This is a genomic window from Methylobacterium sp. CM6247 (assembly GCF_054817925.1).
Genome location: NZ_JBTXKX010000003.1, coordinates 4,143,958 through 4,166,482, shown reverse-complemented (window position 1 = coordinate 4,166,482; position 22,525 = coordinate 4,143,958). Strand labels below are relative to the sequence as shown.

At 68.7% G+C, this 22,525-nt stretch carries 20 protein-coding genes; 8 read left to right on the top strand and 12 right to left on the bottom strand.

Annotation, left to right across the window (positions count from 1 at the left end; genetic code table 11):
* Window positions 1-10 precede the first annotated feature (10 nt).
* The gene (locus ACYQOP_RS20645; protein WP_461223714.1) at window positions 11-946 is read left to right on the top strand and encodes a phosphotransferase; all 936 of its coding nucleotides are present in this window, start codon (window positions 11-13) and stop codon (window positions 944-946) included.
* A gap of 107 nt (window positions 947-1,053) precedes the next feature.
* Here the strand turns inward: ACYQOP_RS20645 and ACYQOP_RS20640 are convergent, their stop codons facing one another.
* From ACYQOP_RS20640 to ACYQOP_RS20590, 11 genes are all read right to left on the bottom strand, one after another.
* Window positions 1,054-1,404, bottom strand: a complete 351-nt coding sequence (locus ACYQOP_RS20640) for a Rieske (2Fe-2S) protein (protein WP_424753578.1) — start codon at window positions 1,402-1,404, stop codon at window positions 1,054-1,056.
* Window positions 1,376-2,080, bottom strand: coding sequence for an ABC transporter ATP-binding protein (locus ACYQOP_RS20635; protein WP_461223712.1), 705 nt, complete (start codon window positions 2,078-2,080; stop codon window positions 1,376-1,378). Before ACYQOP_RS20635 ends, ACYQOP_RS20640 begins: the two co-directional genes overlap by 29 nt.
* Complete coding sequence (locus ACYQOP_RS20630) at window positions 2,073-2,888, bottom strand: ABC transporter ATP-binding protein (protein WP_461223710.1); 816 nt, start codon at window positions 2,886-2,888, stop codon at window positions 2,073-2,075. Before ACYQOP_RS20630 ends, ACYQOP_RS20635 begins: the two co-directional genes overlap by 8 nt.
* Window positions 2,885-3,922 carry a branched-chain amino acid ABC transporter permease gene (locus ACYQOP_RS20625; RefSeq protein ID WP_461223708.1) on the bottom strand — a complete coding sequence of 346 codons (1,038 nt, stop codon included), beginning with the start codon at window positions 3,920-3,922 and terminating at the stop codon, window positions 2,885-2,887. Before ACYQOP_RS20625 ends, ACYQOP_RS20630 begins: the two co-directional genes overlap by 4 nt.
* Window positions 3,919-4,791: a branched-chain amino acid ABC transporter permease gene (locus ACYQOP_RS20620; RefSeq protein ID WP_461223706.1), complete on the bottom strand. Its 873-nt coding sequence runs from the start codon at window positions 4,789-4,791 to the stop codon at window positions 3,919-3,921. The genes ACYQOP_RS20625 and ACYQOP_RS20620 overlap by 4 nt, the downstream gene beginning before the upstream one ends.
* 338 nt (window positions 4,792-5,129) lie before the next feature.
* The gene (locus tag ACYQOP_RS20615; protein ID WP_461223704.1) at window positions 5,130-6,281 is read right to left on the bottom strand and encodes an ABC transporter substrate-binding protein; all 1,152 of its coding nucleotides are present in this window, start codon (window positions 6,279-6,281) and stop codon (window positions 5,130-5,132) included.
* 56 nt (window positions 6,282-6,337) lie between these two features.
* Window positions 6,338-7,561: a xanthine dehydrogenase family Fe-S subunit gene (locus ACYQOP_RS20610; protein ID WP_461223702.1), complete on the bottom strand. Its 1,224-nt coding sequence runs from the start codon at window positions 7,559-7,561 to the stop codon at window positions 6,338-6,340.
* A complete protein-coding gene (locus ACYQOP_RS20605; protein WP_461223701.1) occupies window positions 7,558-8,433 on the bottom strand; it encodes an FAD binding domain-containing protein in 876 nt (291 codons plus the stop codon). The genes ACYQOP_RS20610 and ACYQOP_RS20605 overlap by 4 nt, the downstream gene beginning before the upstream one ends.
* Window positions 8,430-10,802 (bottom strand): xanthine dehydrogenase family protein molybdopterin-binding subunit, encoded by a 2,373-nt coding sequence (locus tag ACYQOP_RS20600; RefSeq protein WP_461223699.1) that lies wholly within the window; start codon window positions 10,800-10,802, stop codon window positions 8,430-8,432. The genes ACYQOP_RS20605 and ACYQOP_RS20600 overlap by 4 nt, the downstream gene beginning before the upstream one ends.
* The gene (locus tag ACYQOP_RS20595) at window positions 10,799-11,665 is read right to left on the bottom strand and encodes an alpha/beta hydrolase (protein WP_461223697.1); all 867 of its coding nucleotides are present in this window, start codon (window positions 11,663-11,665) and stop codon (window positions 10,799-10,801) included. Before ACYQOP_RS20595 ends, ACYQOP_RS20600 begins: the two co-directional genes overlap by 4 nt.
* A 25-nt stretch (window positions 11,666-11,690) precedes the next feature.
* On the bottom strand, window positions 11,691-12,965 hold the full coding sequence (locus ACYQOP_RS20590; protein WP_056433999.1) for an amidohydrolase/deacetylase family metallohydrolase: 1,275 nt from the start codon (window positions 12,963-12,965) through the stop codon (window positions 11,691-11,693).
* Window positions 12,966-13,116: 151 nt separating this feature from the next.
* Between ACYQOP_RS20590 and ACYQOP_RS20585 the strand changes: the two genes are divergently transcribed.
* Window positions 13,117-13,638 (top strand): MarR family winged helix-turn-helix transcriptional regulator, encoded by a 522-nt coding sequence (locus tag ACYQOP_RS20585; protein ID WP_419951184.1) that lies wholly within the window; start codon window positions 13,117-13,119, stop codon window positions 13,636-13,638.
* Between the two features lie 60 nt (window positions 13,639-13,698).
* Here ACYQOP_RS20585 and ACYQOP_RS20580 read toward each other — a convergent pair whose 3' ends face one another.
* Window positions 13,699-14,703 carry a LysR family transcriptional regulator gene (locus ACYQOP_RS20580; protein ID WP_461223695.1) on the bottom strand — a complete coding sequence of 335 codons (1,005 nt, stop codon included), beginning with the start codon at window positions 14,701-14,703 and terminating at the stop codon, window positions 13,699-13,701.
* 148 nt (window positions 14,704-14,851) lie between these two features.
* Between ACYQOP_RS20580 and ACYQOP_RS20575 the strand changes: the two genes are divergently transcribed.
* The 6 genes from ACYQOP_RS20575 to pyk all read left to right on the top strand — a co-directional run bounded on the left by ACYQOP_RS20575 (window position 14,852) and on the right by pyk (window position 22,332).
* On the top strand, window positions 14,852-15,868 hold the full coding sequence (locus ACYQOP_RS20575) for a carbon-nitrogen hydrolase family protein (RefSeq protein WP_461223693.1): 1,017 nt from the start codon (window positions 14,852-14,854) through the stop codon (window positions 15,866-15,868).
* Between the two features lie 111 nt (window positions 15,869-15,979).
* Window positions 15,980-17,293, top strand: coding sequence for a substrate-binding protein (locus tag ACYQOP_RS20570; protein ID WP_461225406.1), 1,314 nt, complete (start codon window positions 15,980-15,982; stop codon window positions 17,291-17,293).
* An 11-nt stretch (window positions 17,294-17,304) separates the two neighbouring features.
* Window positions 17,305-18,180 (top strand): branched-chain amino acid ABC transporter permease, encoded by an 876-nt coding sequence (locus tag ACYQOP_RS20565; protein ID WP_056434011.1) that lies wholly within the window; start codon window positions 17,305-17,307, stop codon window positions 18,178-18,180.
* Window positions 18,180-20,102 carry a branched-chain amino acid ABC transporter ATP-binding protein/permease gene (locus ACYQOP_RS20560; RefSeq protein WP_461223691.1) on the top strand — a complete coding sequence of 641 codons (1,923 nt, stop codon included), beginning with the start codon at window positions 18,180-18,182 and terminating at the stop codon, window positions 20,100-20,102. The genes ACYQOP_RS20565 and ACYQOP_RS20560 overlap by 1 nt, the downstream gene beginning before the upstream one ends.
* On the top strand, window positions 20,089-20,793 hold the full coding sequence (locus ACYQOP_RS20555; RefSeq protein ID WP_056434019.1) for an ABC transporter ATP-binding protein: 705 nt from the start codon (window positions 20,089-20,091) through the stop codon (window positions 20,791-20,793). Before ACYQOP_RS20560 ends, ACYQOP_RS20555 begins: the two co-directional genes overlap by 14 nt.
* Window positions 20,794-20,910: 117 nt before the next feature.
* On the top strand, window positions 20,911-22,332 hold the full coding sequence (pyk, locus tag ACYQOP_RS20550) for a pyruvate kinase (RefSeq protein ID WP_461223689.1): 1,422 nt from the start codon (window positions 20,911-20,913) through the stop codon (window positions 22,330-22,332).
* The last annotated feature ends 193 nt before the right edge of the window (window positions 22,333-22,525 follow it).

Here is a 22,525-nt window from a genome sequence, read left to right as displayed (position 1 = left end):
CGAGGCGAGCATGATATCCCTGGGCGGCGGCACCACCGATACCGAACGCGCCTTCGAGGCCATTCTCCGCTCGGTCGCGCCATGGCAGGGACGCCCCATGCGCTATCGCCCGGTCCTGGGCGGCATCAGCAACATGAATTGGCGCGTCGAGATCGATGGCGAACCGCATGCCTATTTCGTGAAGATGCCCGGTCGCGGAACGGAAATGTTCATCGATCGCGCCGCCGCCCGCGCCGCCAGCCGGCAGGCCGAAGCGATCGGACTCGGGCCCCGTACCTTCGATCATCTCGACGCACGGGACATCGAGATCGCCGAGTTCGTCGATGGCCGACGTCCCTCGACCCACCGCGACTTCGCCGACCCCGCCCTGCGGGCCGAGGCGATGGGCGTCTATCGCCGATTCCACGCGGCGCCGCTGCTGCCCCTCACCAAGACCGTGTTCGACATGATCGCCGAACATGACCGGCAGGTGGCCGAACTCCGGGCACCGATGCCGCCCGACCATGTGTGGCTGACGCGCCAGACGCGCTTGGCGCAGTCGGCGCTCGAAGCCTCCGGTCTCGATCTCGTACCCTGTTTCAACGATCCGATGCCGGGCAACTTCCTCATTGGCGAGGATGGCTCCATCCTGCTGATCGACTTCGAATACGCCTCCAACAACGATCGCCTCTACGACCTCGCGATCTGGAGCGGAGAGATGTTCTTCCCCGAGAGCGTCGATCGCGAGCTGATCGAGGCGTATTTCGGGCGCTACGACAAGGCATCGTTCGCCCGCCTAATGGTGCACAAAGCACTCGCCGACGTGAAATGGTCGACCTGGGCGATGGTGCAGAACACCATCTCCACCCTCGATTTCGACTTCTACAAATACGGAATCTGGAAACACATGCGGGCGCGCTCGATCATGAACGATCCGCGCTGGCCGATCTTTCTGAAGGCGCTCTGATCACTGGGCTTCATCGCCGCGGCGCCGAGACGATCGTCTCGGCGAGCGAGCCCGGCGATGCCATGCTCCCTCTCGCGGATCCCGGTCACGATGGCCGGCCCGCGACCTCATCCGTCGGATTCGATCCGTACCTGGATATCGCCCCCGTTCCTGCGGGTCGGGTAGGTGCGGAGGTCGCGAAAGAACCATCCCGGCGAGACGGCACCGTCCGTCAGCGCGAACCATGCCGCGTGCCTTGGGCAGAACAGGCGTCCCCCGGAGCAATGGCCGAGGGCGAGATCCGCCCCTTCATGCGGGCAGGCCCGTTCCGCCGCGAAGATGCCGTCACCGTCCCGCACGAGCACGAGATGGCGCCCGGCGACGAAGACGGGGAGAATGGCCCGGCCGTCCAGGGCCCCGATCCGGCAGGCATGGATCCAGGCCCCGCCTTCAACCGCCGAGATAGGCTTGGCGCACATGCGGGTCCGCGATCAGCGTAGAGCCCGGCCCCGCCAGTACGATGCGGCCAGTCTCCAGCAGGTAGGCGTAGTCGCAGAGTTCGAGGGCCGCGAAGGCGTTCTGCTCCACGAGGAGGACCGTGGTGCCGGCGTCGCAGATCGCCCGGATGACGGCGAACATGCGCTCGACGATATTAGGGGCGAGCCCCAGCGAAGGCTCGTCGAACAGGACGAGCCGGGGGCGGGACATCAGCGCACGGCCGATGGCCAGCATCTGCTGCTCGCCCCCCGAAAGGGTGCCGGCAGCCTGGTGCTTGCGCTCGGCGAGGCGCGGGAACTCGCCATAGATGCGCGCGAGATCGGCGGACACCCCGGGCGGATCGCGCCGCAGGTAGGCGCCCATGGCGAGGTTCTCCGCGACGCTCATCTGCGGGAACACCCGCCGCCCCTCCGGGCAATGGGCGATGCCCTGGGCCAGCACCTTGCGCGGGTCGGTGCCGGTGATGTCCCGGCCGGCGAAGTGAATGCTACCCGAGCGCGCCGGGATGAGTCCCGAGACGGCCCGAAGCGTCGTCGACTTGCCGGCGCCGTTGGCGCCGACCAACGCCACGAGCTGTCCCTCCTCGACCTTGAGCGAGAGCCCCTTCAGGGCCGTCACCGTGCCATAGCCGCAGACGAGATCGCGGATCTCAAGCATCGATCGTCTCCCTGGCGGCCTGTGCGGCTTCGCGCGCGGCACTTCCCTGGCCGAGATAGGCTTCGATCACGGCCGGATCGGCACGGATCGCCGCCGGCGGCCCCTCGGCGATGAGGCGGCCGTAATTCAGGACCACGATCCGGTCGGACACTTCCATGACCATCGGCATGTCGTGCTCGACGAGGAGGATGGTGACGCCGCGCTCGCGGATCGAGCGGATCAGACGCACGAAGACCTGGGTCTCGGAGGCGTTCATGCCGGAGACCGGCTCGTCGAGCAGCAGCATGGCAGGCTCGGTGGCCAGGGCCAGCGCGACCCCGACGAGGCGCTGTTCGCCATAGGCCAGGGACCCGGCTTTCTCCTGGGCCCGGCCGGAGAGCCCGACCCAGTCGAGGAGTTCACGGGCCCGGTCTCGCAGAGCCGCCTCGCCGGTGCGGTCCCGCCCGAGCAGCGTGTCGACCAGCCGCGCGCGGCCCCGCCGATGCAGGCCGATCATCACATTGTCGAACACGGTGTCGTCGGGGAACACGCTGGTGCGCTGGAACGTCCGACTCAGGCCTAGACGGACGATCTCATGTGGCTGCAACCCCTGGAGGCTGGTGCCGCGGAACCGGACCTGACCCTGGCTGGGCTTCAGGAAGCCCGTCACCACGTTGAAGGCCGTCGTCTTGCCGGCCCCGTTCGGGCCGATCAGGCTGACGATCTCGCCGGGATGGACGTCGAAATGCAGGTCGGCGATGGCGACGAGGCCGCCGAAGCGCACGCCGACATGGTCCACCGACAGGATGGGAGCGCGGATCTCGCTCATGGCCTGGCCTCCACGGGCATCCGGGCGGGTGCACCACCGGGCGCGTGACGGCGCGTGGCGAGACGGGCGAGGCCCGGCACGATGCCCCGGGGCATGACGAACTGGATCACGATCAGCACGAGGCCGAACACCATCCATTGCGCCTCCGGCACCATGACCGGCCGCAGGGCGACGGGAAGCAGGCCGAAGATCAGGCCGCCGACGACGGGGCCGAGCAGCGTGCCCTTGCCGCCGCCCACCACCATGATGACCATGGTCACCGTGGTGGAGAACAGGAACACGTCGGGATCGATGATGCGCAGGTAATGGGCGTAGAGGCTGCCGGCCGCCCCCGCCATCGCCGCCGAGATCACCGCCGCGAGGGTCAGGGTCCGGGTGGCGTTGATGCCGACCGAGAGGGCCAGGGACTCGTTCTCCTTCAGGCCCCGCATGGCCCGTCCGAAGCGCGAACGCACGAGGCGGGCGATGAGGGCGTAGCAGAGCGTGCCGACCACGAGGACGAGGTAGTAGTTCTGCAGCTTCGTCCGCAGAGTGACGGAGCCGAGGCCGGGCAGGCCGAGGCTGAAGGGTGGGATGCCCGTCAGCGCCAGGGGGCCCTGCGTCAGCTCCACCCAGTTGAGGGCGACGAGCCGCACCACCTCGGCGAAGGAGATCGTCACGATGACGAAATAGGCACCCCGCACCCGGAAGGAGAGGCGGCCGACGAGGTAGCCGCAGGCGGCCGTCGCCAGCACGGCGAGGCCGAAGCCCACCATAGGCGGCCACGGCTCGTGTACGATGCGAAGGCCCCAGAGCAGCTCCACGTCGAAGCCGAGGCTCGTAAGGGCGCTGACATAGGCGCCGATGCCGAAGAAGGCGATGTGCCCGAGGCTGAGCTGCCCGGTGAAGCCGAGCAGCAGGTTCAGGCTCATGGCCGCGATGGTGACGATGCCCGTCGTGATCAGCGCGTTCAGCAGGTAGGGGTTGTGGCCCAGCGCGAAGGGCAGGGCGGCCAGCGCCGCCAGGAGGGCGAGAGCGGGGAGGTGCCGGGTCATCCGATACGCTCCGCCTTGGCGAAGAGGCCGGTCGGCTTGAAGATCAGCACCGCGATGATGATCAGGAAGCCCATGGCGTCCCGGTAGCCCGACGAGATGTAGCCGGCGCCCAGCTCCTCGGCCAGCGCCAGGATGAAGCCGCCGATGGCCGCCCCGGTGATGTTGCCGAGCCCGCCGAGAATCACGATGGCGAAGGCCTTCAGCTCGGCCATGCCGCCCATCTGCGGGAAGACCACGTAGACCGGCCCGAGGAGCGCGCCGGCCGCTGCCGCGAGGCTGGAGCCGACGGCGAAGGTCGCCGTGTAGATGAGCCGCACGTTGACCCCCATCAGCGAGGCCGTGTCATGGTCCTGGAAGGTGGCCCGCATGGCGAGGCCGAGGCGGGTCCGGTTGATGAGCCAGTAGGTCAGGCCGATCAGCGCGAGGGCCGCGCCCAGCACGAACAGCCGCAGCCACGACACCGAAACGGGTCCGAGCTGGAGCGGCGCATCCGGGAAAGGGGTCGGAATCAATTTCGCGACGCCGCCGAACAGCCAGAGGGTGCCCGATTGCAGGACGATGCCGGCCCCGATCATCACCAGCATGGTCGTGTCCATGTCCGCGCCGCGCAACGGACGCAGCAGCACGAGGTCGAGGATTGCGCCGAGCAGGAGGCCGCCGAGGATCGCGGTCGGCAGAGCGGCGAAGAAGCCGAGCCCGAGGGCGGTGACGGCGAGGTACATGATGTAGGCGCCCACCGTGTAGAGGGCGCCGTGGGTGAAGTTCACCACGTTCATGATCCCGAAGATCAGGGTCAGCCCGATGCCCAGCAGGGCATAGGTTCCCCCCAGGACCAGGGTGTTGAGAAGGTGCTGCAGGAATTCGGTCATCGAGGCCTCGCCTGTAAGCAGGTGATACGGTCGTCGGCTGGGCGTCAGTGCAGAGTCAGCGAGCTTGGCGCGGGTCCCTGTCCGTCAGCGTGACGGCAATTGCGCGGGATGGGCGGCCCTCCTCCCCCTTGTGGGGAGGAGTTGGAGGTGGGGGTGGTTGAGCGACCCTCAGCTTGCGGGGGCAAGCGGAGCCACCCCCACTCCTAACCTCTCCCCACAAGGGGGAGAGGGACGCACTCTGCCTGCAAAAACAGATGGGGGAATCCAGTAGCCCTAAGGAAAAGAGCCTGTTCCGCATGTGATACCCGAGGGGTGCGAGCCGGGAGGCATGCGCCCGGCTAAAGCGTCGGCACCACGACCTTCCCGCCGTCGATCTTGACGAGATAGACGTCCGGCTTGCTCTGGCCGCTCTCGGACCCGGCGGGGCCGGCCTTGGCGAAGCGGATCTGTCCGTTGAGGCCGGTGAAATCGACCGACCAGAACCCCTTCTTGATCGAGGCCGCATCGGCGGCGCCGCCCTTTTCGATGGCCGCCGCGATGGCGCGGATGCCGTCGTAGCCCCGGAAGCTCTCGGTGACGCCGGCGAACTCGAAGCCGCGCTTCTTCCACTCGCCGATGAAATAGGCGGTAGCCGCCGGGTTCGGGGTCTTCTCCGGGTACCAGGGCAGGAAGGTGGTGAGATGCATCGTTCCCTCGGCGGCGTTGCCCGCCTGGGCGATGATCTGGTCGGGGTTCTGGGAGCCGCCGGTGGTGATGATCCGCTTCTTGAGGCCGAGCGCCGCCCTCTGCTTGAACAGGAGCGTCAGCTGATCGACGGCAGCCGTGATCATGATCGTGTCGGCATCCGAGCCCTTCAACTTGGAGAGCTGAGCGCTCATGTCCTGCGCGCCCTGGTCCATGGTCTCCACGAGGCCGACCGTGACGCCCTTGCCCTTGAGCATCTTGCCGAAATCGGCCGCCGCCCCCCGGCCCCAGTCGTTGTTGATGGCGAGGAAATCGACCTTCTTCAGCCCGAGCTTCTCCACCATCGGCGCGAAAGCCTCAGCTTCCAGGGCCGAGGGCGGCGAGATGCGGAAGACGTAGGGGTTGCCCGAAGTGGTGATCTTGCCCGACGACGAGGTCTCCACCAGCATCGCGGTCTCGTAATCGGCGAGCTTGGGCATCACCGCGAGCGTCAGGCTGGAACCCCAGGCGCCCATGAGCACCGGGGTCTTGTCGCTGGTGATCAATTTCTCGGCCACCGCCGCCGCCTCGGTGGGGTTGCTCTTGTTGTCCTCGACGACGAGTTCGAGCTTCTTTCCCAAGACACCGCCCTTGGCGTTGATCTCGTCGGCGGCGATCCGGGCGCCGTTGACCACGTAGGTGCCCGATGCCGCGAACGGACCGGTGAGGGGCTCGTTGACGCCGATCCGGATCGCCTGCGCGTGGGCCACCCCCGCCGACAGGACGAAGGCGAGGGTCAAGGCGGGAATCGTGTGGCTGCGCGTCATGGTGGTCTCCGGTCTTGAGCAGGATCGCGGGCAGAATCGCGGGGAGGAGGCGATGGTCAGGGACGGCGGCCCCATGCGGCGAGGCGCCGGCGCAGGGAAGTCCTCAGCATCGTGAGGAGCAGGCGCAGGGGGTTGAGGCCCGTGGCAGCCGGGGCCGGCGCACCGGAGAGGCGGGCTTCGAGGTTCGCGGCGAAGTCGGCCCCGAGGCGTCCGGCGAGGTCGCGCACGAGCCCCGGCCGCCCGAACTGCGCCAGCGGCCCCTTGAGGGTGTAGCCGACGGTAAGATCAATCCGGGCGGTTCCGGGGGGCTCGCCCGGCCCGACGCGGTAGCGGATCTCGCCCTGCGTGGCGGAGCGTCCGCCCGCGTCGCTGCCGGCACCGAGGATGCGTCCCGTGCGGGCCGCCTCATCGCGAAAGATCCGGGCGCGGCCGCGAAAGCGCGCGGCGATCGGCCCGATCCGCACCTGAAGCGCGCCCTCGACCGCGTCCGAGTTCGGCTGGCCCGTCAGCATGGCGCCGGGCAGGCAGGCAGCCACGGCCTCGACGTCGCCGAACAGAGCGAAGACGGTGTCGGGCGGGTGCGCCACGGTGAAGGACTGGTCGAACCGGTGGGCCGGCACGAAATCGCCGTCGAGATCGGCGATCGACGGCGCGGCCTCGGCCTGTGCAACGGGGCGCAGGGGCGTGCGGGCCGCATCCGATGCAGTGCCGGACGACGTGCCGAGGCGCGCGCCGACGGGGCCGAGGCCGCGCTGTCCGCCGGTCGTCGGCGCGATGCCGCGGGCGCGACGCTCGGCGATGACGCTGCGCACCGCTCGGACGATGCCGACATAACCGGTGCAGCGGCACAGGTTGCCCGAGAGGCCGGCGCGGATGCGGCGCTCGTCGGCGTCGGGCAGGCGCAGGACGAGGTCGCGGGCGGCGATGAGCATGCCGGGCGTGCAGTAGCCGCACTGGAGGGCATGCTCGCGGTTGAACGCCGCCCGCAACTCACCGGCGACCGGGTCGTCGTCGAGCCCTTCGATAGTGGTCACCTCGGCGCCAGCGCAGGCGCCGGAGAAGGTCAGGCAGGCGCGGGCCGGCTCGCCGTCGAGCAGCACCGTGCAGGCCCCGCAGATTCCGTGCTCGCAGCCGAGATGGGTCCCGGTCAGGTCGAGGGTGTCGCGCAGGACGTCGCCGAGATGCGTGCGCGGCTCGGCCCGCAGGCTGCGCGCACGACCGTTCACGGTGAAGTTTAGCGGCAGGCGGTCGTCGCGAAGGGCGGACGCGGCGGTGCTCATGCGGCCTCGCTGACAGTAGGTGTGAGGGAGGGCGGCGCGGCGGCCGCCTGCGCGATGGCGCGGCCCAGCACGGTGACGTGGACGTGACGGTCGACGGCGTCGGTCATCCCGGCCCCACGCAGGCGCGCATCGGCGGCCCGGGCATCGAAGCGTTCGGCGAAGTCAGGCCCGATCCGGCCGCCGAACAGGTCGGATGCGTCCGGGATCACGAGGGGCGCACGCTCGATGGCGCCGATCACCACACGGCCGCGCCCGGCATGGGGCTCGATCCGCACGGCCCCGATGGCGTGGGCGAACTCGCCGATCTTGGAGCAATGCTTGACGTAGCCCCAGGCAGTGCCGGGAGGGAGGGCGGGAATCCGCACGGCGACCAGCATTTCACCGGGCGCCAGGGCCACGTCGAGGGCGCCGGTGACGAAGTCCTCCAGGGCCAGCCGGCGGCGACCGGATGTCGAGGCCAGTTCGACTTCGGCGCCGAGCGCGATCAGCGACGTGACCCAGTCGGCGGCCGGATCGGCATGGACGAGGGAGCCGCCGATCGTGCCGCGATTGCGCACCGGCCGGTAGGCGATAGCCATCGCTACCCGCGCCATGGCGCCGCCCGTGAGGTCGGGCACGCGCCCGTCCTCGATATCCGCGTGGGTGACGCAGGCACCAAGCACCAGGGTCTCGCCTTCGACGGACGCCCGGCGCAGTTCGGGGATGCCCGTGATGTCGAGGACGAGCTCGGGTTCGACGAGGCGCAGGTTCAGCATCGGTCCGAGGGATTGCCCCCCGGCCATCAGCTTCACGCTGCCCTCGGCGGTGGCGAGCCGGGCGAGCAGGGCGGACAGATCGCCGGGGCGCTCATAGGCGAAGCGGGCGGGTTTCATGCGGCCTCCCGGCTGCGGGCAGAGGCCGCGTCACGGGCCTCCAGCACGGCCTCGACGATGCGGTGCTGGCTCACCGGCGCATGCAGCATCGCCACACCGAGGGGACGCAGGGCGTCGTTGATGGCGTTGGCGAGCGCAGCCGGGGGCGCGATGGCCCCGCCCTCGCCGATCCCCTTCACGCCGAACTGCGTGTAGGGGGAGGGGGTCTCCATGTGGTCGATGCGGGGTTCGGGCACCTCCGCCGGCCCCGGCAGGAGGTAGTCGGCGAAGGTGGAGGCCAGCGGCTGGCCCCGGGAATCGAAGCGCATCTCCTCGTAGAGGGCCGTACCGATCCCCTGCGCGAGGCCGCCATAGATCTGGCCGTCCACCACCAGCGGGTTCACCAGGGTGCCGCCATCCTCGACGATGACGTAGTCGAGGATTTCCACCGCCCCGAGATCGGGGTCCACGGCGACGAGGGCCGCATGGGCCGCGTACGAGAAGGTGCCGGAATCGCGTTGCGGCTTGTAACCGGCGGTGACTTCGAGGCCGCCCGGATTCACGTCCAGGCTCAAATCCTGCGGGCGCCGGTACCAGGTGTGGGCGATCTGCGCAAGGCCGACATCGCCCAAGGGACCGATGACGCGGCCCGCCTCGAAACGGCAGTCCGCCGGGTCGGCCTGGAGCAGGTGCGCCCCGATGCGGAGCGCCCGCAAGCTGAGTTCGCGGCAGGCCGCCGCCACGGCGCCACCGGCCATCACCATGACGCGCGAGCCCCAGGAGCCCGTGGAATACGGCGTCATCGCGGTGTCGCCATGGACAAGGCGCGTCCGCGCCACCGGCACACCGAGGATCTCGTGCGCCACTTGGGCCAGGGTCGTCTCCAATCCCTGCCCGTGGGAATGGGCACCGATCCGGAGTTCGAGCCCGCCATCGGGGGTGAGGCGCGCACCCGCCTGCTCGTGGCCCGGCACCATGGGGATGCCCCAGCCGGAATAGACCGAGGTGCCGTGCGCCGCCTGCTCGCAGTAGATCGAAAGCCCGAGGCCGATGCGGCGCCCGTCGGGCTCGGGAATCCGCTGGCGCGCCCGTACGGCGTCGACGTCGATGGCTTTCAGGGCGCGTCTCAGCGCCTGCGGATAGTCGCCGCTGTCGAAATGCTTGGCGGTGATGTTGTCGAAGGGCATCTGCTCGGCCCGCACGAGGTTCTTCTCGCGCACCGTCCAGGGCTCGAGGCCGGCCTCGGCCGCCACCGCATCAAGGATCAGTTCCATGGCAAAGCAGACGCCGGTCCGGGCGACCCCGCGATAGGGCAGGATCGGGCACTTGTTGGTGGCGACCGACCAGGTCCGGCAGCGATAGGCCGGGAAGTCGTAAGGGCCGGGCAGGATGCTCGCCACCTGCGCGGCCTCGAGGCAGGCGGAGAACGGGTAGGCCGAATAGGCCCCGGAATCGACGGTGGCCTCGCAATCGATGCCCCGGAGGGTGCCGTCCCGCTCCGCATAGGCGGTGATGCGGTAATGGTGCTCGCGGCAATTGGCGTTTGCGGTGAGGTGTTCGCGCCGGTCTTCCAGCCAGCGCACGGGGTGGCCGACGCGGAGCGCCAGCCAGGCGAGGCAGACATCCTCGGCGAGCAGGATCGCCTTGTAGCCGAAGCCGCCGCCGACATCGGGCGAGACGATGCGCAGGCGCCCCTGCTCGATCCCGAGACATTCGGAGAGGCCGTTGCGCACGATATGCGGCATCTGGCTCGCCGTGTGGACCACGAGCTGATCCATGCGGTGGTCGAGATGCACCACCGTGCCCCGCCCCTCGATGGGCGCCATGCACTGGCGTCCGGTGGAGATGGTCCGCGAGACCTTGATCGGGGCATCGAGCGCCGAAGCGAAGTTCACGTCGACCAGGGTCTCCAGGAAGACGTTGTCGCCCCAATGCTCGTTGACCAGGGCGGAGCCGGGCTCGCGGGCGGCGAGCATGTCGTGCACGGCCGGAAGCTCTTCGAGATCGAGGACGATGGCGGCGGCGATGTCCTCGGCTTGCGCTCGCGTCGGCGCGAGGCAGATCGCCAGCAATTCGCCGACCTGCCGGACCTTGTCCTTGGCGAGGACCGGCTGCTCGGAGACCTTGAAGCCGGCGAGCCCCGAGACGGCCCGGATCGGCTGCACGTCCGCGAGGTCGGCCGCCGTGAACACTTGGTGGCGAAACGCCTCCGGTACGTGGATCGACCGGATGCGGGCATGCGCCAGGGGGCTGCGGACGAAGGCGACGTCCTGCAGGCCGGGTAGGCGCAGGTCGCCGACATAGTGTCCGCGCCCGCGCATCAGGCGGTCGTCTTCCTTGCGGGGCAGGCGGGCGCCGACGCCCTCGGTGAGCAGGATCGCGTCGCTCATGCGTGTCTCCCCTCGATGAGATCGATCGCGGCGCGCACCAGCACGCCGCCGGGACGACGCAGTTCGCTCAAGATCGAGAAGTGTTCGGCCCCCGCGACGGGAAGGAGCGGCCCCGGCGCGTGGTGGGCGCTGCGCAGGGCGTGGAAGTCGCGGGCGTCGTGCACGAGGGCCGGGCGCTCGGCTGTGCCGTAGGCGATGGCCAGGGGTTTCCCCACCACCGGCAGGCGCAGGGGCGACAAGGCCGCAACCTCCGCGTCGGTGAGGAAGAGGGCCTGGTTCAGCCCGGTGTCGCGGATCGGTCCGAGTTCGTAGACGCCCGAGATCGCGAGCCCCGCCACCACGGCTGGGTGATGCAGCTGCATCGCCGCGAGATGCGCCCCCGCCGACCAGCCGGCGAGGACCAGTGGGCCACCGAGGCCGTGCGCCGGCCCGTGCTCGGCCAGCCAATCGAGGGCCAGGCCGATCTCCTCGACGATTTGCGTCAGGCTCGCCTCGGGGGCGAGGGTGTGGCCGGGCATCGCCACGGACCAGCCAGCAGCGGCGGGGCCTTCGGCGAAGCAGGCGAACAGGTCACGAGAATTGCGCTGCCAATAGCCGCCATGGATGAAGACGAGGCAGGGCGCCGCCGGGTTTGCCGCCGGATAGAGGTCGAGGGCCGTGCGGGGCGCCGACGCATAGGGGATGTCGAGGGCGCCCGGATGCGCAGCGCGGTAGGCGGCGGAGGCCGCGTTGCGCGCCGCGGCCTGGGCGGCGGCATCGGGCACCGCCGCGTTGTTGTCGTAGGCGGCATCGCGCGCTGCCCGGTCGAGGCAGGACCAATCGTGCCGGGGGTCGGGCGGCAGCGGGGACGGATCGGCCCTCATGCGGTCGTCTCCTTGGGTGCCAGGGTCAGGCCGCGATGGCGCTGGGCAGGATCGGCGAGTCGGCGTCGAAGCGACGGCCGGCGCGCAGGCAGAAGGCCGGCTGCAGCAGGCGCTGGGCGATGACCTGGGTGTCCTCGTTGTCGCGCAGGAGGAAGCGGCCGCGATGGTCGTGCAGCACCGAGACGTCGGCGGCGAAGCCCGGCGTCAGGGCACCGATCCGGTCGGACAGGCCCAGCATCTCCGCCGGATGCTTCGTTACCATGGGGACGACCTGTTCGAGGCTGAGGCCCAAAGCCATCATCGAACTCATGGCCTGGGTCAGGCTGAAGCGGGCTTGGCCCAGGAAGGGATGGTTCTCGTCGTCGTGGTGCTCGTCGGGCGTGCCCGCCGGCCGAGGCACCTCGGTGTTGTAGCCGTGCATGTCGGCGCCCAGCGTGTAGGGCACGACGCCCGCCGGCAGGGAGGCGCGGGCGACCCGATAGGAGAAGTGGCTGCCATGCCCGACATCGACCCGGAGGCCCGCATCCATCGCCGCCCGGATGATCGGGTGGACGACGCCCTCCTCATTGATGAAGCCGCCGGGATGCCGGGTGAACGGGTGGGCGAGGAAATCCCCGGGACGCAGCAGCGGGATCACCCGCTCCATGATGGTGTTGGCGTCCTCGCCATTGGCGCCGTTCTCGGGCAGGCCCCAGAGCTGGCCGAAATGCACGTAGAGCGGCAGGTCGGCCCGGCGGCTGATCTCGGCCGCCATCTCCATCACCTTGATGCCCCAGCGGGCGAAGCCCCCGATCTCCGCATGACCCTTGATGCCGCGCACGAGGTCGCGGTTCTCCACGGCCGACTTCACCGTGGCGTCGATGTCGACCCCGTCCGGGCTGTAGAGGTTCGGGTAGAAGTGACCTTCGAGGCCCCCGACCAGATAGGCGGAAAGGAACGCGTAGATCCGGGTTTCGGCCTTCTCCGCGATGAAGTGGCGGAAGCCCGGCAGGGTCATGCAGGACGCGCCGCCCTGGTCGATCACCGTGGTCACGCCCGAGCGCACGCCGACCATGTCCGGCGGCAGTCCGAACCGTCCGGTGACGTATTGGTAGACGTGCCCGTGGGTGTCGATCATCCCCGGCAGGACGAGCTTGCCGGAGACGTTCACCACCTCGGTGGCGGCGGACGGTATGATGCTGTCCTCGACGGCGGCGATCCGCCCGTCGCGGATGGCGACGTCCTTGATGCCATCGATGCCCGAGGCCGGACAGATGACCCGTCCGCCGCGCAGCAGCATGTCGTAGCGACCAGCGTCCATTCCGTCTCCTCCATCGTCGCGCGTCGGCCTTCGCCTTGCCTCGCACGGACGTGACCAGGGAAATGCGAAGCATGCTTCGTATATCTGCCAAGGCATGTTACGTGCCAGGAACCGTCCGGGCTTCGGATCGGGAGCGGGAGACGGGACGCAGATGAACGAAAGCGGGCTGGCTGAAGCGGATGCGGCGCCATCACCGGAGGCTCTTCAGCCCCTCGGAACGCCTTGGCTCCTGCCGGAACGGCCGGGTTTTCTGATGCGGCGGCTACATCAGATCCATGTCAGCCTATTTTCAGAGCGTTGTGGCGCTTTCCGCGTCACTCCCCTGCAGTACAGCCTGCTCTCTCTACTGGCAGAACGTGAGGAAGCCGACCAGACAACCTTGGCCAATGCGGTCGCCTTGGACAGGACGACGACGACCGGCGCCCTCAAACGCCTGGAGCTACGCGGATACGTCGAACGCTCTGCTTCGCCAACCGATCGGCGTTCTCAACGCTGTCGCCTGACCCAGGCAGGCCGTGCGCTGCTGGGGCAGATGGAGACGGCCGCGCGTCAGGCCCATGACGCGACGCTCGAACCCCTTTCGGAAGAGGAGCAGGCGACACTAATCCGGCTCATGAAGAAGATCACCGCCGCCCATCAGCAACGTCGGGACGCGGACGGGCTCGTGAATTGAGCGGCCCCGCAGAGAAGCGCCCGCAGGCCTCCAGCGCGCAGGCGGGTGACCGCCCGACGATCATGCAGAATGCACTGTCTCGCATCGCGGTTGAACACTTGGAACGCGCTTCCGCGGCGGTTCCCCGACATGGCGAACCGCCGGTGGAGCGGCATCGTCCGCCGACACCCGAAACTGTGCATCCGCTGTAATCGTGCCCTTCAGGAAGGCCATGACGGCCCGGATGCGGGGCACGAATTGAAGATCCGCGTGAACGTTGAGCCAGAGTTCCCGGGTCGTGAAGGCGCTCTCGTGCAGAACCGGAACGAGGTCGTCACGGGCCGTCACCGCAAAGCTCGGCAGCAGAACGAGGCCGAGCCCTCCGAGTGCCGCGCTCTTCTGCGCGATCATGCTGGTGGAGCGGAACACCGTCCGGGGCTCGTCGAGCACGTCGTCCAGCCAGCGGACGCAATCGACCTGTATGAGATCCTCGACGTAAGAGACGAAGCGGTGCTCCTTAAGCGCCCATAGATCGACGGGGCATCCATGCCGCGCGAGGTAGCTCGGCGCCGCATACAGGCCAAGCCGGAACGCTCCGATCTGCTCCGAGACCAACCCTCTCCCCGGTGGCTTGAAGAAGCTGAGGAAGAGGTCGGCCTCGCGACGGTTGACGTAGACGGTCTGAGCCGAGGTCACGAGGTCGATCATCAAGTCGGGGTGACGGACTCTCAAGCTCGAGAGGCGCTCGGCGAGGTACAGGGAGGCAATGCCCTCCATCGTGGCGAGCCGTACGCGCCCCCCGATACGGCCATCGCCAGAATGATCCTCGTGCCGGAGGGAGATGACCGCGCTCTCGACCTGCTCGGCATGCTGGAGCATGCGCTGCCCCATATCGCTGAGACGGAGCCCCGACGGCACGCGCTCGAAGAGTGCGAGGCCGAGGACGCTCTCCAGGTTCGCCAGCCTCCGGCTCACAGTGGATTGGTCGACCTTCAGGCGCTTGGCCGCGGCGGCGAGACTCCCGCCACGGGCGGCTCCCAGGAAGACCTTGATGTCGTTCCAGTCCAGGAGATCGAAGGTCTGCATGGTCGAAGCGGGCGCAAGATGTGCGCCAGTCGCCCCTGTGCGCCGGCCCGGACATCATCCCGGAGACATCCTGCAAGGCGCCTTGCAGAATTGCCCGCTTCGCAAGCCGATTCCACCACGTAACTTCGGCGTGGAAAGGGAAACCCCGATGCTCCCACGGTTCAAGGCCGCAGCAATTCACGCAGCACCCGTCTTCCTCGATGCCGCCGCGACCACCGCCAAGGCGGTCGCCCTGATCGAAGAAGCGGCCCGGGCCGGCGCCGCGCTGGTCGCCTTTCCCGAGACCTTCATCCCGGCCTTTCCGGTCTGGGCGGCCCTCTCGGCTCCCATCGACAACCACGATCTGTTCGCCCGCATGGCGGAGCAGTCGATCCTCGTCGACGGACCGGAGATCGCGCGGATCCGGCAGGCGGCGCGGGCAGCGGGCATCTTCGTATCGATCGGCATCAGCGAGCGATCGCCCGCCAGCGTGGGATGCCTTTGGAACGCAAACCTTTTCATCGGGGAGGATGGCACGATCCTCAACCACCACCGCAAGCTGATGCCGACCTATTACGAGAAGCTCATCTGGGCCTCGGGCGACGGGGCCGGGCTGAAGGTGGTGGAGACGGGGATCGGCCGCATCGGCCAGCTCATCTGCGGTGAGAACACCAACCCGCTCGCGCGCTATGCCCTGATGGCGCAGGGCGAGCAGTTCCACATCTCGTCCTGGCCTCCGGTCTGGCCGACACGTCGGCCGCAGGGCGGCGGCAATTACGACAACCTCGCCGCCAACCGCCTGCGCGCCAGTGCCCATTGCTTCGAGGCCAAGGCCTTCGGACTGGTCACGGCCGGCGTGCTGGACCGGGACGCCTACGACTTCCTGGCGGCGCGCGATCCGGGCGCCGCCGAGGTGCTCGACGGAACGCCGCGCGCCGCCTCGTTCTTCGTCGATCCGACCGGCACGCAGATCGGCGAGGCGCTGCAGGAGGAGGGGATTCTCTACGCGGAGATCGACCTCAACGCCTGCGTCGAGCCCAAGCAGTTCCACGACGTGGTGGGCTACTACAACCGCTTCGACGTCTTCGACCTCGCCGTGAACCGCCAGCGGCTCGCGCCCGCACAGTTCCGGGACGGTCCGGCGCTTGCGCCCGAGCCGCTGCCGCCTGTGGCGACCGGCGCGTGACTTGCTGACGCCAAGCCGAACCGCCCCTGCATTCCTGATCCCGACCGAGTCCCAAGCACAGAAGCCTTAGAGCACCCGAACAGACCCCTCGAAGCCAGACCGGAGAGACCCCTGATGCTCGATCGCCGCACGCTCCTCCTCGCCGGTGCCGCCGGCCTGATGCTGCCGGACCTGCGCGGTGCCCGCGCCCAGAGTCCCGCACAGATCGGCACCTTTCCGGAGGGGGTGGGCACGGATTCGGTGTTCGTGGGCCTCAACATGCCGTTGACCGGGGTGTTCTCCGGTGACGGCAGCGACCTCAAGCTCGGCTATGAGCTGGCCATCGCGCAGATCAACGCGGGCGGCGAGATCCCCGCTGCCTGGGGCCTCAAGGGAAAGGGCGTGCTCGGGCGCCAGATCCGCCACAAGATCGCCGACACCGAGGGCAAGCCCAACGTCGCGGTCCAGGCCGCGACCCAGTTCATCCAGCGCGACAAGGCAATCCTGTTCCAGGGCTCCGTCAGCAGCGCCGAAGCCATCGCCCTCGAGGAGCTCGCGAGCCGCGACAAGGTCCTCTACATGGTCGGCATCGCCGGCTCGAACGACGTCACCGGCAAGAACTGCCAACGCTACGGCTTCCGCTCGCAGCAGAACGCCTACATGGCGGCCAAAGCCCTCGCGCCCGTCGTCGCCAAGGCATTGGGCAAGAACCTCAAGGCCGCCTTCCTCGTCCCCGACTATACCTATGGCCAGACGGTCTACGATTCCTTCTCAAAATTCTCGAAGGAGCAGGGCTGGACACAGGTTCTGAAGGAGACGGTGCCCCTGGGCACGGCCGATTACAGCTCGGCGCTTCTCAACATCGCCAACAGCGGCGCCGATGTCTTCGTCAATATCTGCTTCGGGTCCGACGCGGTGGCCTCCACGAAGCAAGCCGAACAGTTCGGCGTCCTCTCCAGCATGAAGCTCGTGGTGCCCAACCTCTCCTCCTTCCAGGACAAGGAGGTGGGGCCCGAGCTGATGCAGGGCGTCTACGGCTCCTGCGATTTCTGGTGGACGCTGGAGGACCGCTATCCCCTGGCCAAGACCTTCGTCGAGGCGTTCTTTGCCCGAAACAAGTACCGTCCGCGCTGGGGCGCCCACATCGCCTACATGCAGACCTACCTCTGGGCACTCTCGGTGGAGCGGGCAGGGGGGTTCAACCCTGTCGACATCATCAAGGTGATGGAGGGCTCGAAGTCCCAGCCCTACGAGACCACGATCGGCCGCGTCTATTACAGGGCAGAGGACCACCAGATGGTCCGGCCGATCCCGATCCTGCGCGGCAAGGCGCCTTCGGCCATGAAGGGCCCGGAGGATTTCTACGAAGTCGTCGATCTCGTCGACGGCGAGACGGTGATGAACCCGCCCGACCTGTTCGGGTGCAAGCTCGGCCCCTACACCTGAGGCACACGACCATGCCGAGCACCGCCGTCCTCCTTTCCCAGGCCTTCAACGGCCTCGCCCTCGGCAGCCTGCTGGCGCTGGTCTCCAGCGGGCTCACCATCATCCTGGGCACGCTGGGCGTGCTCAACTTCGCCCATGGCGCATTGTTCGCGGTGGGCGCCTACACCGCCTTCGTGATGATGCAGGCGACGCACTCCTTCGTGCTCGCCCTGCTCGGCGGCTGCGCCGTGATGCTCATCATCGGCTTTGCCATGGAGCGGCTCATCATCCGCCATTTCTACGCCCGGCCGGACGAGGACCAGATCCTCGTCACCTACGGGATCGGCATGGTGCTGGTGGAAGCCTTGCGGACCTGGTTCGGCGGCAACAGCCAGCGGGTGCCCGTCCCCTCCTGGGGTACCGGCGCGACGAAGCTCGGCTTTCTGGTCTACCCGACCTACCGTCTCCAGCTGATCGGCATCATCGCGGCGCTGCTGGTGGGCCTCTACCTTGTCCTGTACCGGACCTCGGTGGGACTGGTCGTGCGGGCCGGCATCGAGAATGCCGGCATGGTCGGCATCCTCGGCATCGACGTGCGACGCACCTTCCTATTCGTCTTCGCGGTGGGCATCGTCGCCGTCGGCCTCGCCGGCATGCTCTACGCCCCCGTCGTCGCGGTCACGCCCGACATGGGCGCGAGCTTCATGGTTCAGTCCTTCGTGGTGATCGTGCTGGGGGGCCTCGGCTCCTTCCCCGGCGCCATCGTCGGCGGCCTGATCGCGGGCGAAATCATCAGCCTGACCAGTGCCTTCAACTCCGCCTATTCGGAGGTGATGCTCTACGGCCTGATGGCCCTCGTCCTGGTGGCGCGGCCGCAAGGGCTGTTCGGCACGGAGGGCCGGGTCTGATGGGCGCCCGTCCGCTGCGCAGAGCCTGGCCCGAACTCGCCCTCCTCGTCGTCCTCCTCACCGCGCCGATCCTCCTGCCGCCGCTCGGCTTCTCGCACGACCTGCTGTCGCGGGCGCTCAACTGGGCGCTGTTCGGCCTCGGCCTCGACATCCTGTTCGGGCTCGCCGGCCTGCTCTCCTTCGGCCAGGCGGCCTTCTACGGGGCAGGCGGGTTCGTCGCCGCCTATTTGCTGGTCTCGGGTCTGATCCAGAGTGTCTGGCTCGCCTTCCTGATCGGCACCCTGGCGGCCGGCCTGTTCGGCCTCGCGGTCGGCTGGCTCGCCGTGCGACGCATCGGCATCTACTTCGCCATGATCACCCTGGCCTTCGGGCAGATGGCCTATTTCATCCAGAACTCGCCGCTTTCCGACTATACCGGCGGTGAGAACGGCATCGCGGGGGTTCCGGTGCCGGTGATCGGCTTCGGGACGTGGGCCGTGCGGATCACCGCCGGCCTCCCCATGTACGCGCTCCTCGCGGCGACCTTCTTCCTCGGCTTCGTGCTGGCCCGGCGCATCGTGCACTCGCCGGTCGGGCTCATCCTGAAAGCGATCAAGGAGAACACCCCGCGCGTGGCCATGCTCGGCCACGACGTGCCGGCCTACAAGCTCGCGGCCTTCACCATCGCGGCCCTCTATGCGGGCCTCGCCGGCGCGATGCTGGGTTCCTTCCAGAGCTACATGCCGCCGGACGCCTTCGCGCTGGAGACCTCGGGCCAGCTGGTGGTGCAGACCATCGTGGGCGGGGTCGGAACGCTCGTGGGGCCCCTCGTGGGCGCCGTGCTCTGGCTGTGGCTGCGCGACAACCTCCAGCTCATTCCGGGCTTCGGCTCCCTCTGGAAGCTGATCCTGGGCGTAGCCTTCATCGGCTTGGTGATGGGCCTGCGGCGCGGCATCTGCGGAGAGATCCTGCATCGCTGGCAACAGCGCGGCGAGGCGATCCGTCTCCGCGCCGCGAAGGCACGCACGGAGGCGATCGAGGACGCCATCGCTTCGGGAGGTATCGTCGCGCCGGAAATCCCGGCCGAGGTCGCGCTGCCCATGCCACGACCGGCGGTGGACGGTCGCACCGCCCATGCGGAGATCGCATTGGAAGCTCGAGGGCTCGCCCGACATTACGGGGGCCTCAAGGCCGTGGACGGCGTGAGTTTCCAGGTCCGGCGCGGCTCGATCCATGCGGTGATCGGCCCGAACGGCGCCGGCAAGAGCACGCTCTTCAAGATGCTCTCCGACGAGGTGACCCCAAGCGCGGGATCGGTCCTGCTATTCGGCGAGCGGCTCACGGGGGCGGGCGTGACGGAGGCGACGCAGCGCGGCGTCGCCAAGAGCAACCAGCTCAACCAGCTCTTTCTCAACCTCTCCGTACGGGAGAACCTGCGGGTGGCGGCCCTCGCCAGGGCTCGCGGGCGATTCCGTCTCGACCTTCTCGCCCCAGCCACGGGCCGGGCGGAGGTGGAGGCGCAGGTCGAGACCATGCTGGGCATCCTCGATCTCGGGATGCGGGCCGAGACGCGCGTCGGCATCCTCGCCTATGGCGAGAAGCGCCGGCTCGAGATCGGCATGGCCTTGGCCACCAGCCCCAACGTTCTCCTCCTCGACGAGCCACTGGCCGGCATGAGCCCCTCGGAACGCGTCGCGACCTGCGCACTCATCAGGCGGATCGGTCGTTCCTGCACGATCCTCCTCGTCGAACACGACCTCGATGCCGTCTTCGATCTCGCCGAGCGAATCACCGTCCTGAGCGAAGGGCGCCTTCTCGCGGACGGGCCCGCCGAGACCGTGCGCCGCGACCCGGCGGTGCAGAAGGCCTATCTGGGTGCTGCCCCGGATGAAGCCTCCGGCGAGGGGACCACGATCCTGGGAGCCACGCATGAGCCTGCTTGAGGTCGAGGGCATCAACACCCTCTATGGGGATTCGCACGTCCTCTTCGACGTCTCGCTCCGGGTCGAGGAGAACGAGGTCGTGGCCCTGCTCGGCCGCAACGGGGCCGGCAAGACCACGACGCTCCGGACCCTGATGGGCGCCCTCTCCCCACGTAGCGGCACGATCCGCCTCGACGGCAAACAGATCCAGGGATTACCACCCGAGAAGATCGCGCGGGTCGGCATGCAGCTCGTGCCCGAAGAACGCGCCATCTTCGGCACCCTCACGGTGGAGGAGAACCTGCGCGTCGCCCGCCTCACCGCACCGAAGGGCTGGTCCCTCGACCGGGTCTGGGAAGTCTTCCCGCGCCTGAAGGAGCGCCGGACGTCGCGGGGCCGGACCTTGTCGGGCGGCGAGCAGCAGATGCTGTCGATCGCCCGAGCACTCATCCGCGACCCCAGGATCATCCTCCTCGACGAACCGTTCGAGGGCCTGGCGCCGCTGATCGTGCAGGACCTGATCGCCCTCACGCGCCGCCTCGCCCAGGAGGGCCGGACGATCGTCGTGGTGGAGCAGAACGTGGCCGCGGTGCTCAGCTTCGCCCAGCGGGTCTACGGCTTCAACAACGGCCACGTCGTCTATGAAGGATCGGCGGCCGACCTTCGCCGCGACCCCTCGCCGATGCGCGCCTTCATGGGGCTGGCCGCATGAGGTCCACCGTCTTCCTAGGCAATGGCCCGGCCCCCCTCTCGACCCAGGCGGTTTCCATGCGATCCTGAGCGTCCGAACCCCGTTCCGAGAAGGCGGTCGCTCGCGGCCGAATCGTTCATGCGCCGCTTCCGTCACGCCAAGATCGTCGCCACCGTCGGCCCCGCCAGCGCGTCGCCCGAGATGCTGCGCCGGCTGTTCCTGGCGGGCGTCGACACCTTCCGCCTCAATTTCAGCCACGGCACGCAGGCCGACCACGCGGTGGTCCATGCCGCGATCCGCGCGCTCGAGCACGAGGTGGGCCGGCCCATCGGCATTCTGCAGGATCTCCAGGGCCCCAAGATCCGCCTGGGAACACTCGCCGGCGGCCGCCTCGACGTGGTCCCGGGTGAGAGCCTCCGCTTCGTCCTCGATGGCGCCGAAGGCGGGCGCGACGCCATCCCCCTTCCGCACCCGGAGATCTTCGCCGCCGTCGCGCCGGGGCAGGACCTGCTCATCGACGACGGTCGCGTGCGGGTGCGTGTCACCGGCCTCACCCGCGACAGCATCATCGCCGAGGTGGTGATCGGCGGCACCCTCTCGAACCGCAAGGGCGTCAACCTCCCCGGCACGTTGCTGGACGTCTCGCCGCTCACCGCCAAGGACCGGGCCGACCTCGCCTTCGGGCTGGAGCTCGGCGTCGACTGGGTCGCGCTCTCCTTCGTGCAGAAGCCCTCCGACGTGATCGAAGCGCGCGGGCTGATCGGCGACCGGGCCGGCATCATGACCAAGGTGGAGAAGCCCCAGGCCCTGGAGCGCATCGACGACATCATCCGCCTCTCGGACGCCGTGATGGTGGCGCGCGGCGACCTCGGCGTGGAGATCCCGCAGGAGGACGTTCCGGGGCGCCAGAAGGAGCTGATCCGCGCCTGCCGCCTCGCGGTGAAGCCCGTGGTGGTGGCGACCCAGATGCTCGATTCGATGGTCTCGGCCCCGACACCGACCCGGGCCGAAGCTTCGGACGTCGCCACCGCGATCTATGACGGGGCGGATGCGGTGATGCTCTCGGCGGAATCCGCCACGGGAAAATTTCCCGTGGAGACCGTGGAAATGATGGCCCGGATCATCCATCGCACCGAGACGCACAAGCTCTACCGCTCGCTCATCACCGCCTCGGACCCCGACGAGGAGGAAACGCCACCGCACGCCATCGCCTCCGCGACGGCCAGCCTCGCCGATGCGGTGAACGCCGCCGCCATCGTGGCCTACACGCTCAGCGGAACCACCGCCGCACGCATCGCACGCCGGCGCCCGGAGGTGCCGATCCTGGCGCTCACGCCGGACCTCGCGACCTCGCGCCGGCTCTGCCTGCTCTGGGGCGCGCACAGCGTCCAGGCCGCGGAGGTCACCACCTACGAGGAGATGGTGGCGGGCGCCATCGACCAAGCCGTGAAAGAGGGCTTCGCCAAGCCCACGGATCTCGTCGTCATCACCGCCGGCATCCCTTTCGCCGTGGCGGGTACGACGAACAACGTCCGCATCGCTCACGTGCCGCCGGCATAGGCCGTATCAGCCGGAGCGCGCGACCACGGTCCGATCAAGGGGCACGCCTTGGCGACCCGGCCCAAACCCGGCCGGTTAGCCCGCAAGCCGCGCGATCCTTGCGTCGGACCGGTCTCTACGGTTCTGTGACGATCGATGCGAGAAACTCCGGGACGGGCAGCCTACGAGCCGGATAGATCGTGGCTCGCTGCGT

What these genes read in the sequence shown, in the direction of transcription:
- ACYQOP_RS20620 (WP_461223706.1), bottom strand. Translation starts at nt 4,791, where the DNA reads ATGACCGAATTCCTGCAGCACCTTCTCAACACCCTGGTCCTGGGGGGA.
- pyk (WP_461223689.1), top strand. Translation starts at nt 20,911, where the DNA reads ATGCGCCGCTTCCGTCACGCCAAGATCGTCGCCACCGTCGGCCCCGCC.
- ACYQOP_RS20560 (WP_461223691.1), top strand. Translation starts at nt 18,180, where the DNA reads ATGGGCGCCCGTCCGCTGCGCAGAGCCTGGCCCGAACTCGCCCTCCTC.
- ACYQOP_RS20575 (WP_461223693.1), top strand. Translation starts at nt 14,852, where the DNA reads ATGCTCCCACGGTTCAAGGCCGCAGCAATTCACGCAGCACCCGTCTTC.
- ACYQOP_RS20555 (WP_056434019.1), top strand. Translation starts at nt 20,089, where the DNA reads ATGAGCCTGCTTGAGGTCGAGGGCATCAACACCCTCTATGGGGATTCG.
- ACYQOP_RS20635 (WP_461223712.1), bottom strand. Translation starts at nt 2,080, where the DNA reads ATGCTTGAGATCCGCGATCTCGTCTGCGGCTATGGCACGGTGACGGCC.
- ACYQOP_RS20630 (WP_461223710.1), bottom strand. Translation starts at nt 2,888, where the DNA reads ATGAGCGAGATCCGCGCTCCCATCCTGTCGGTGGACCATGTCGGCGTG.
- ACYQOP_RS20605 (WP_461223701.1), bottom strand. Translation starts at nt 8,433, where the DNA reads ATGAAACCCGCCCGCTTCGCCTATGAGCGCCCCGGCGATCTGTCCGCC.
- ACYQOP_RS20595 (WP_461223697.1), bottom strand. Translation starts at nt 11,665, where the DNA reads ATGAGGGCCGATCCGTCCCCGCTGCCGCCCGACCCCCGGCACGATTGG.
- ACYQOP_RS20590 (WP_056433999.1), bottom strand. Translation starts at nt 12,965, where the DNA reads ATGGACGCTGGTCGCTACGACATGCTGCTGCGCGGCGGACGGGTCATC.
- ACYQOP_RS20640 (WP_424753578.1), bottom strand. Translation starts at nt 1,404, where the DNA reads ATGTGCGCCAAGCCTATCTCGGCGGTTGAAGGCGGGGCCTGGATCCAT.
- ACYQOP_RS20645 (WP_461223714.1), top strand. Translation starts at nt 11, where the DNA reads ATGATATCCCTGGGCGGCGGCACCACCGATACCGAACGCGCCTTCGAG.
- ACYQOP_RS20625 (WP_461223708.1), bottom strand. Translation starts at nt 3,922, where the DNA reads ATGACCCGGCACCTCCCCGCTCTCGCCCTCCTGGCGGCGCTGGCCGCC.
- ACYQOP_RS20615 (WP_461223704.1), bottom strand. Translation starts at nt 6,281, where the DNA reads ATGACGCGCAGCCACACGATTCCCGCCTTGACCCTCGCCTTCGTCCTG.
- ACYQOP_RS20565 (WP_056434011.1), top strand. Translation starts at nt 17,305, where the DNA reads ATGCCGAGCACCGCCGTCCTCCTTTCCCAGGCCTTCAACGGCCTCGCC.
- ACYQOP_RS20580 (WP_461223695.1), bottom strand. Translation starts at nt 14,703, where the DNA reads ATGCAGACCTTCGATCTCCTGGACTGGAACGACATCAAGGTCTTCCTG.
- ACYQOP_RS20600 (WP_461223699.1), bottom strand. Translation starts at nt 10,802, where the DNA reads ATGAGCGACGCGATCCTGCTCACCGAGGGCGTCGGCGCCCGCCTGCCC.
- ACYQOP_RS20585 (WP_419951184.1), top strand. Translation starts at nt 13,117, where the DNA reads ATGAACGAAAGCGGGCTGGCTGAAGCGGATGCGGCGCCATCACCGGAG.
- ACYQOP_RS20610 (WP_461223702.1), bottom strand. Translation starts at nt 7,561, where the DNA reads ATGAGCACCGCCGCGTCCGCCCTTCGCGACGACCGCCTGCCGCTAAAC.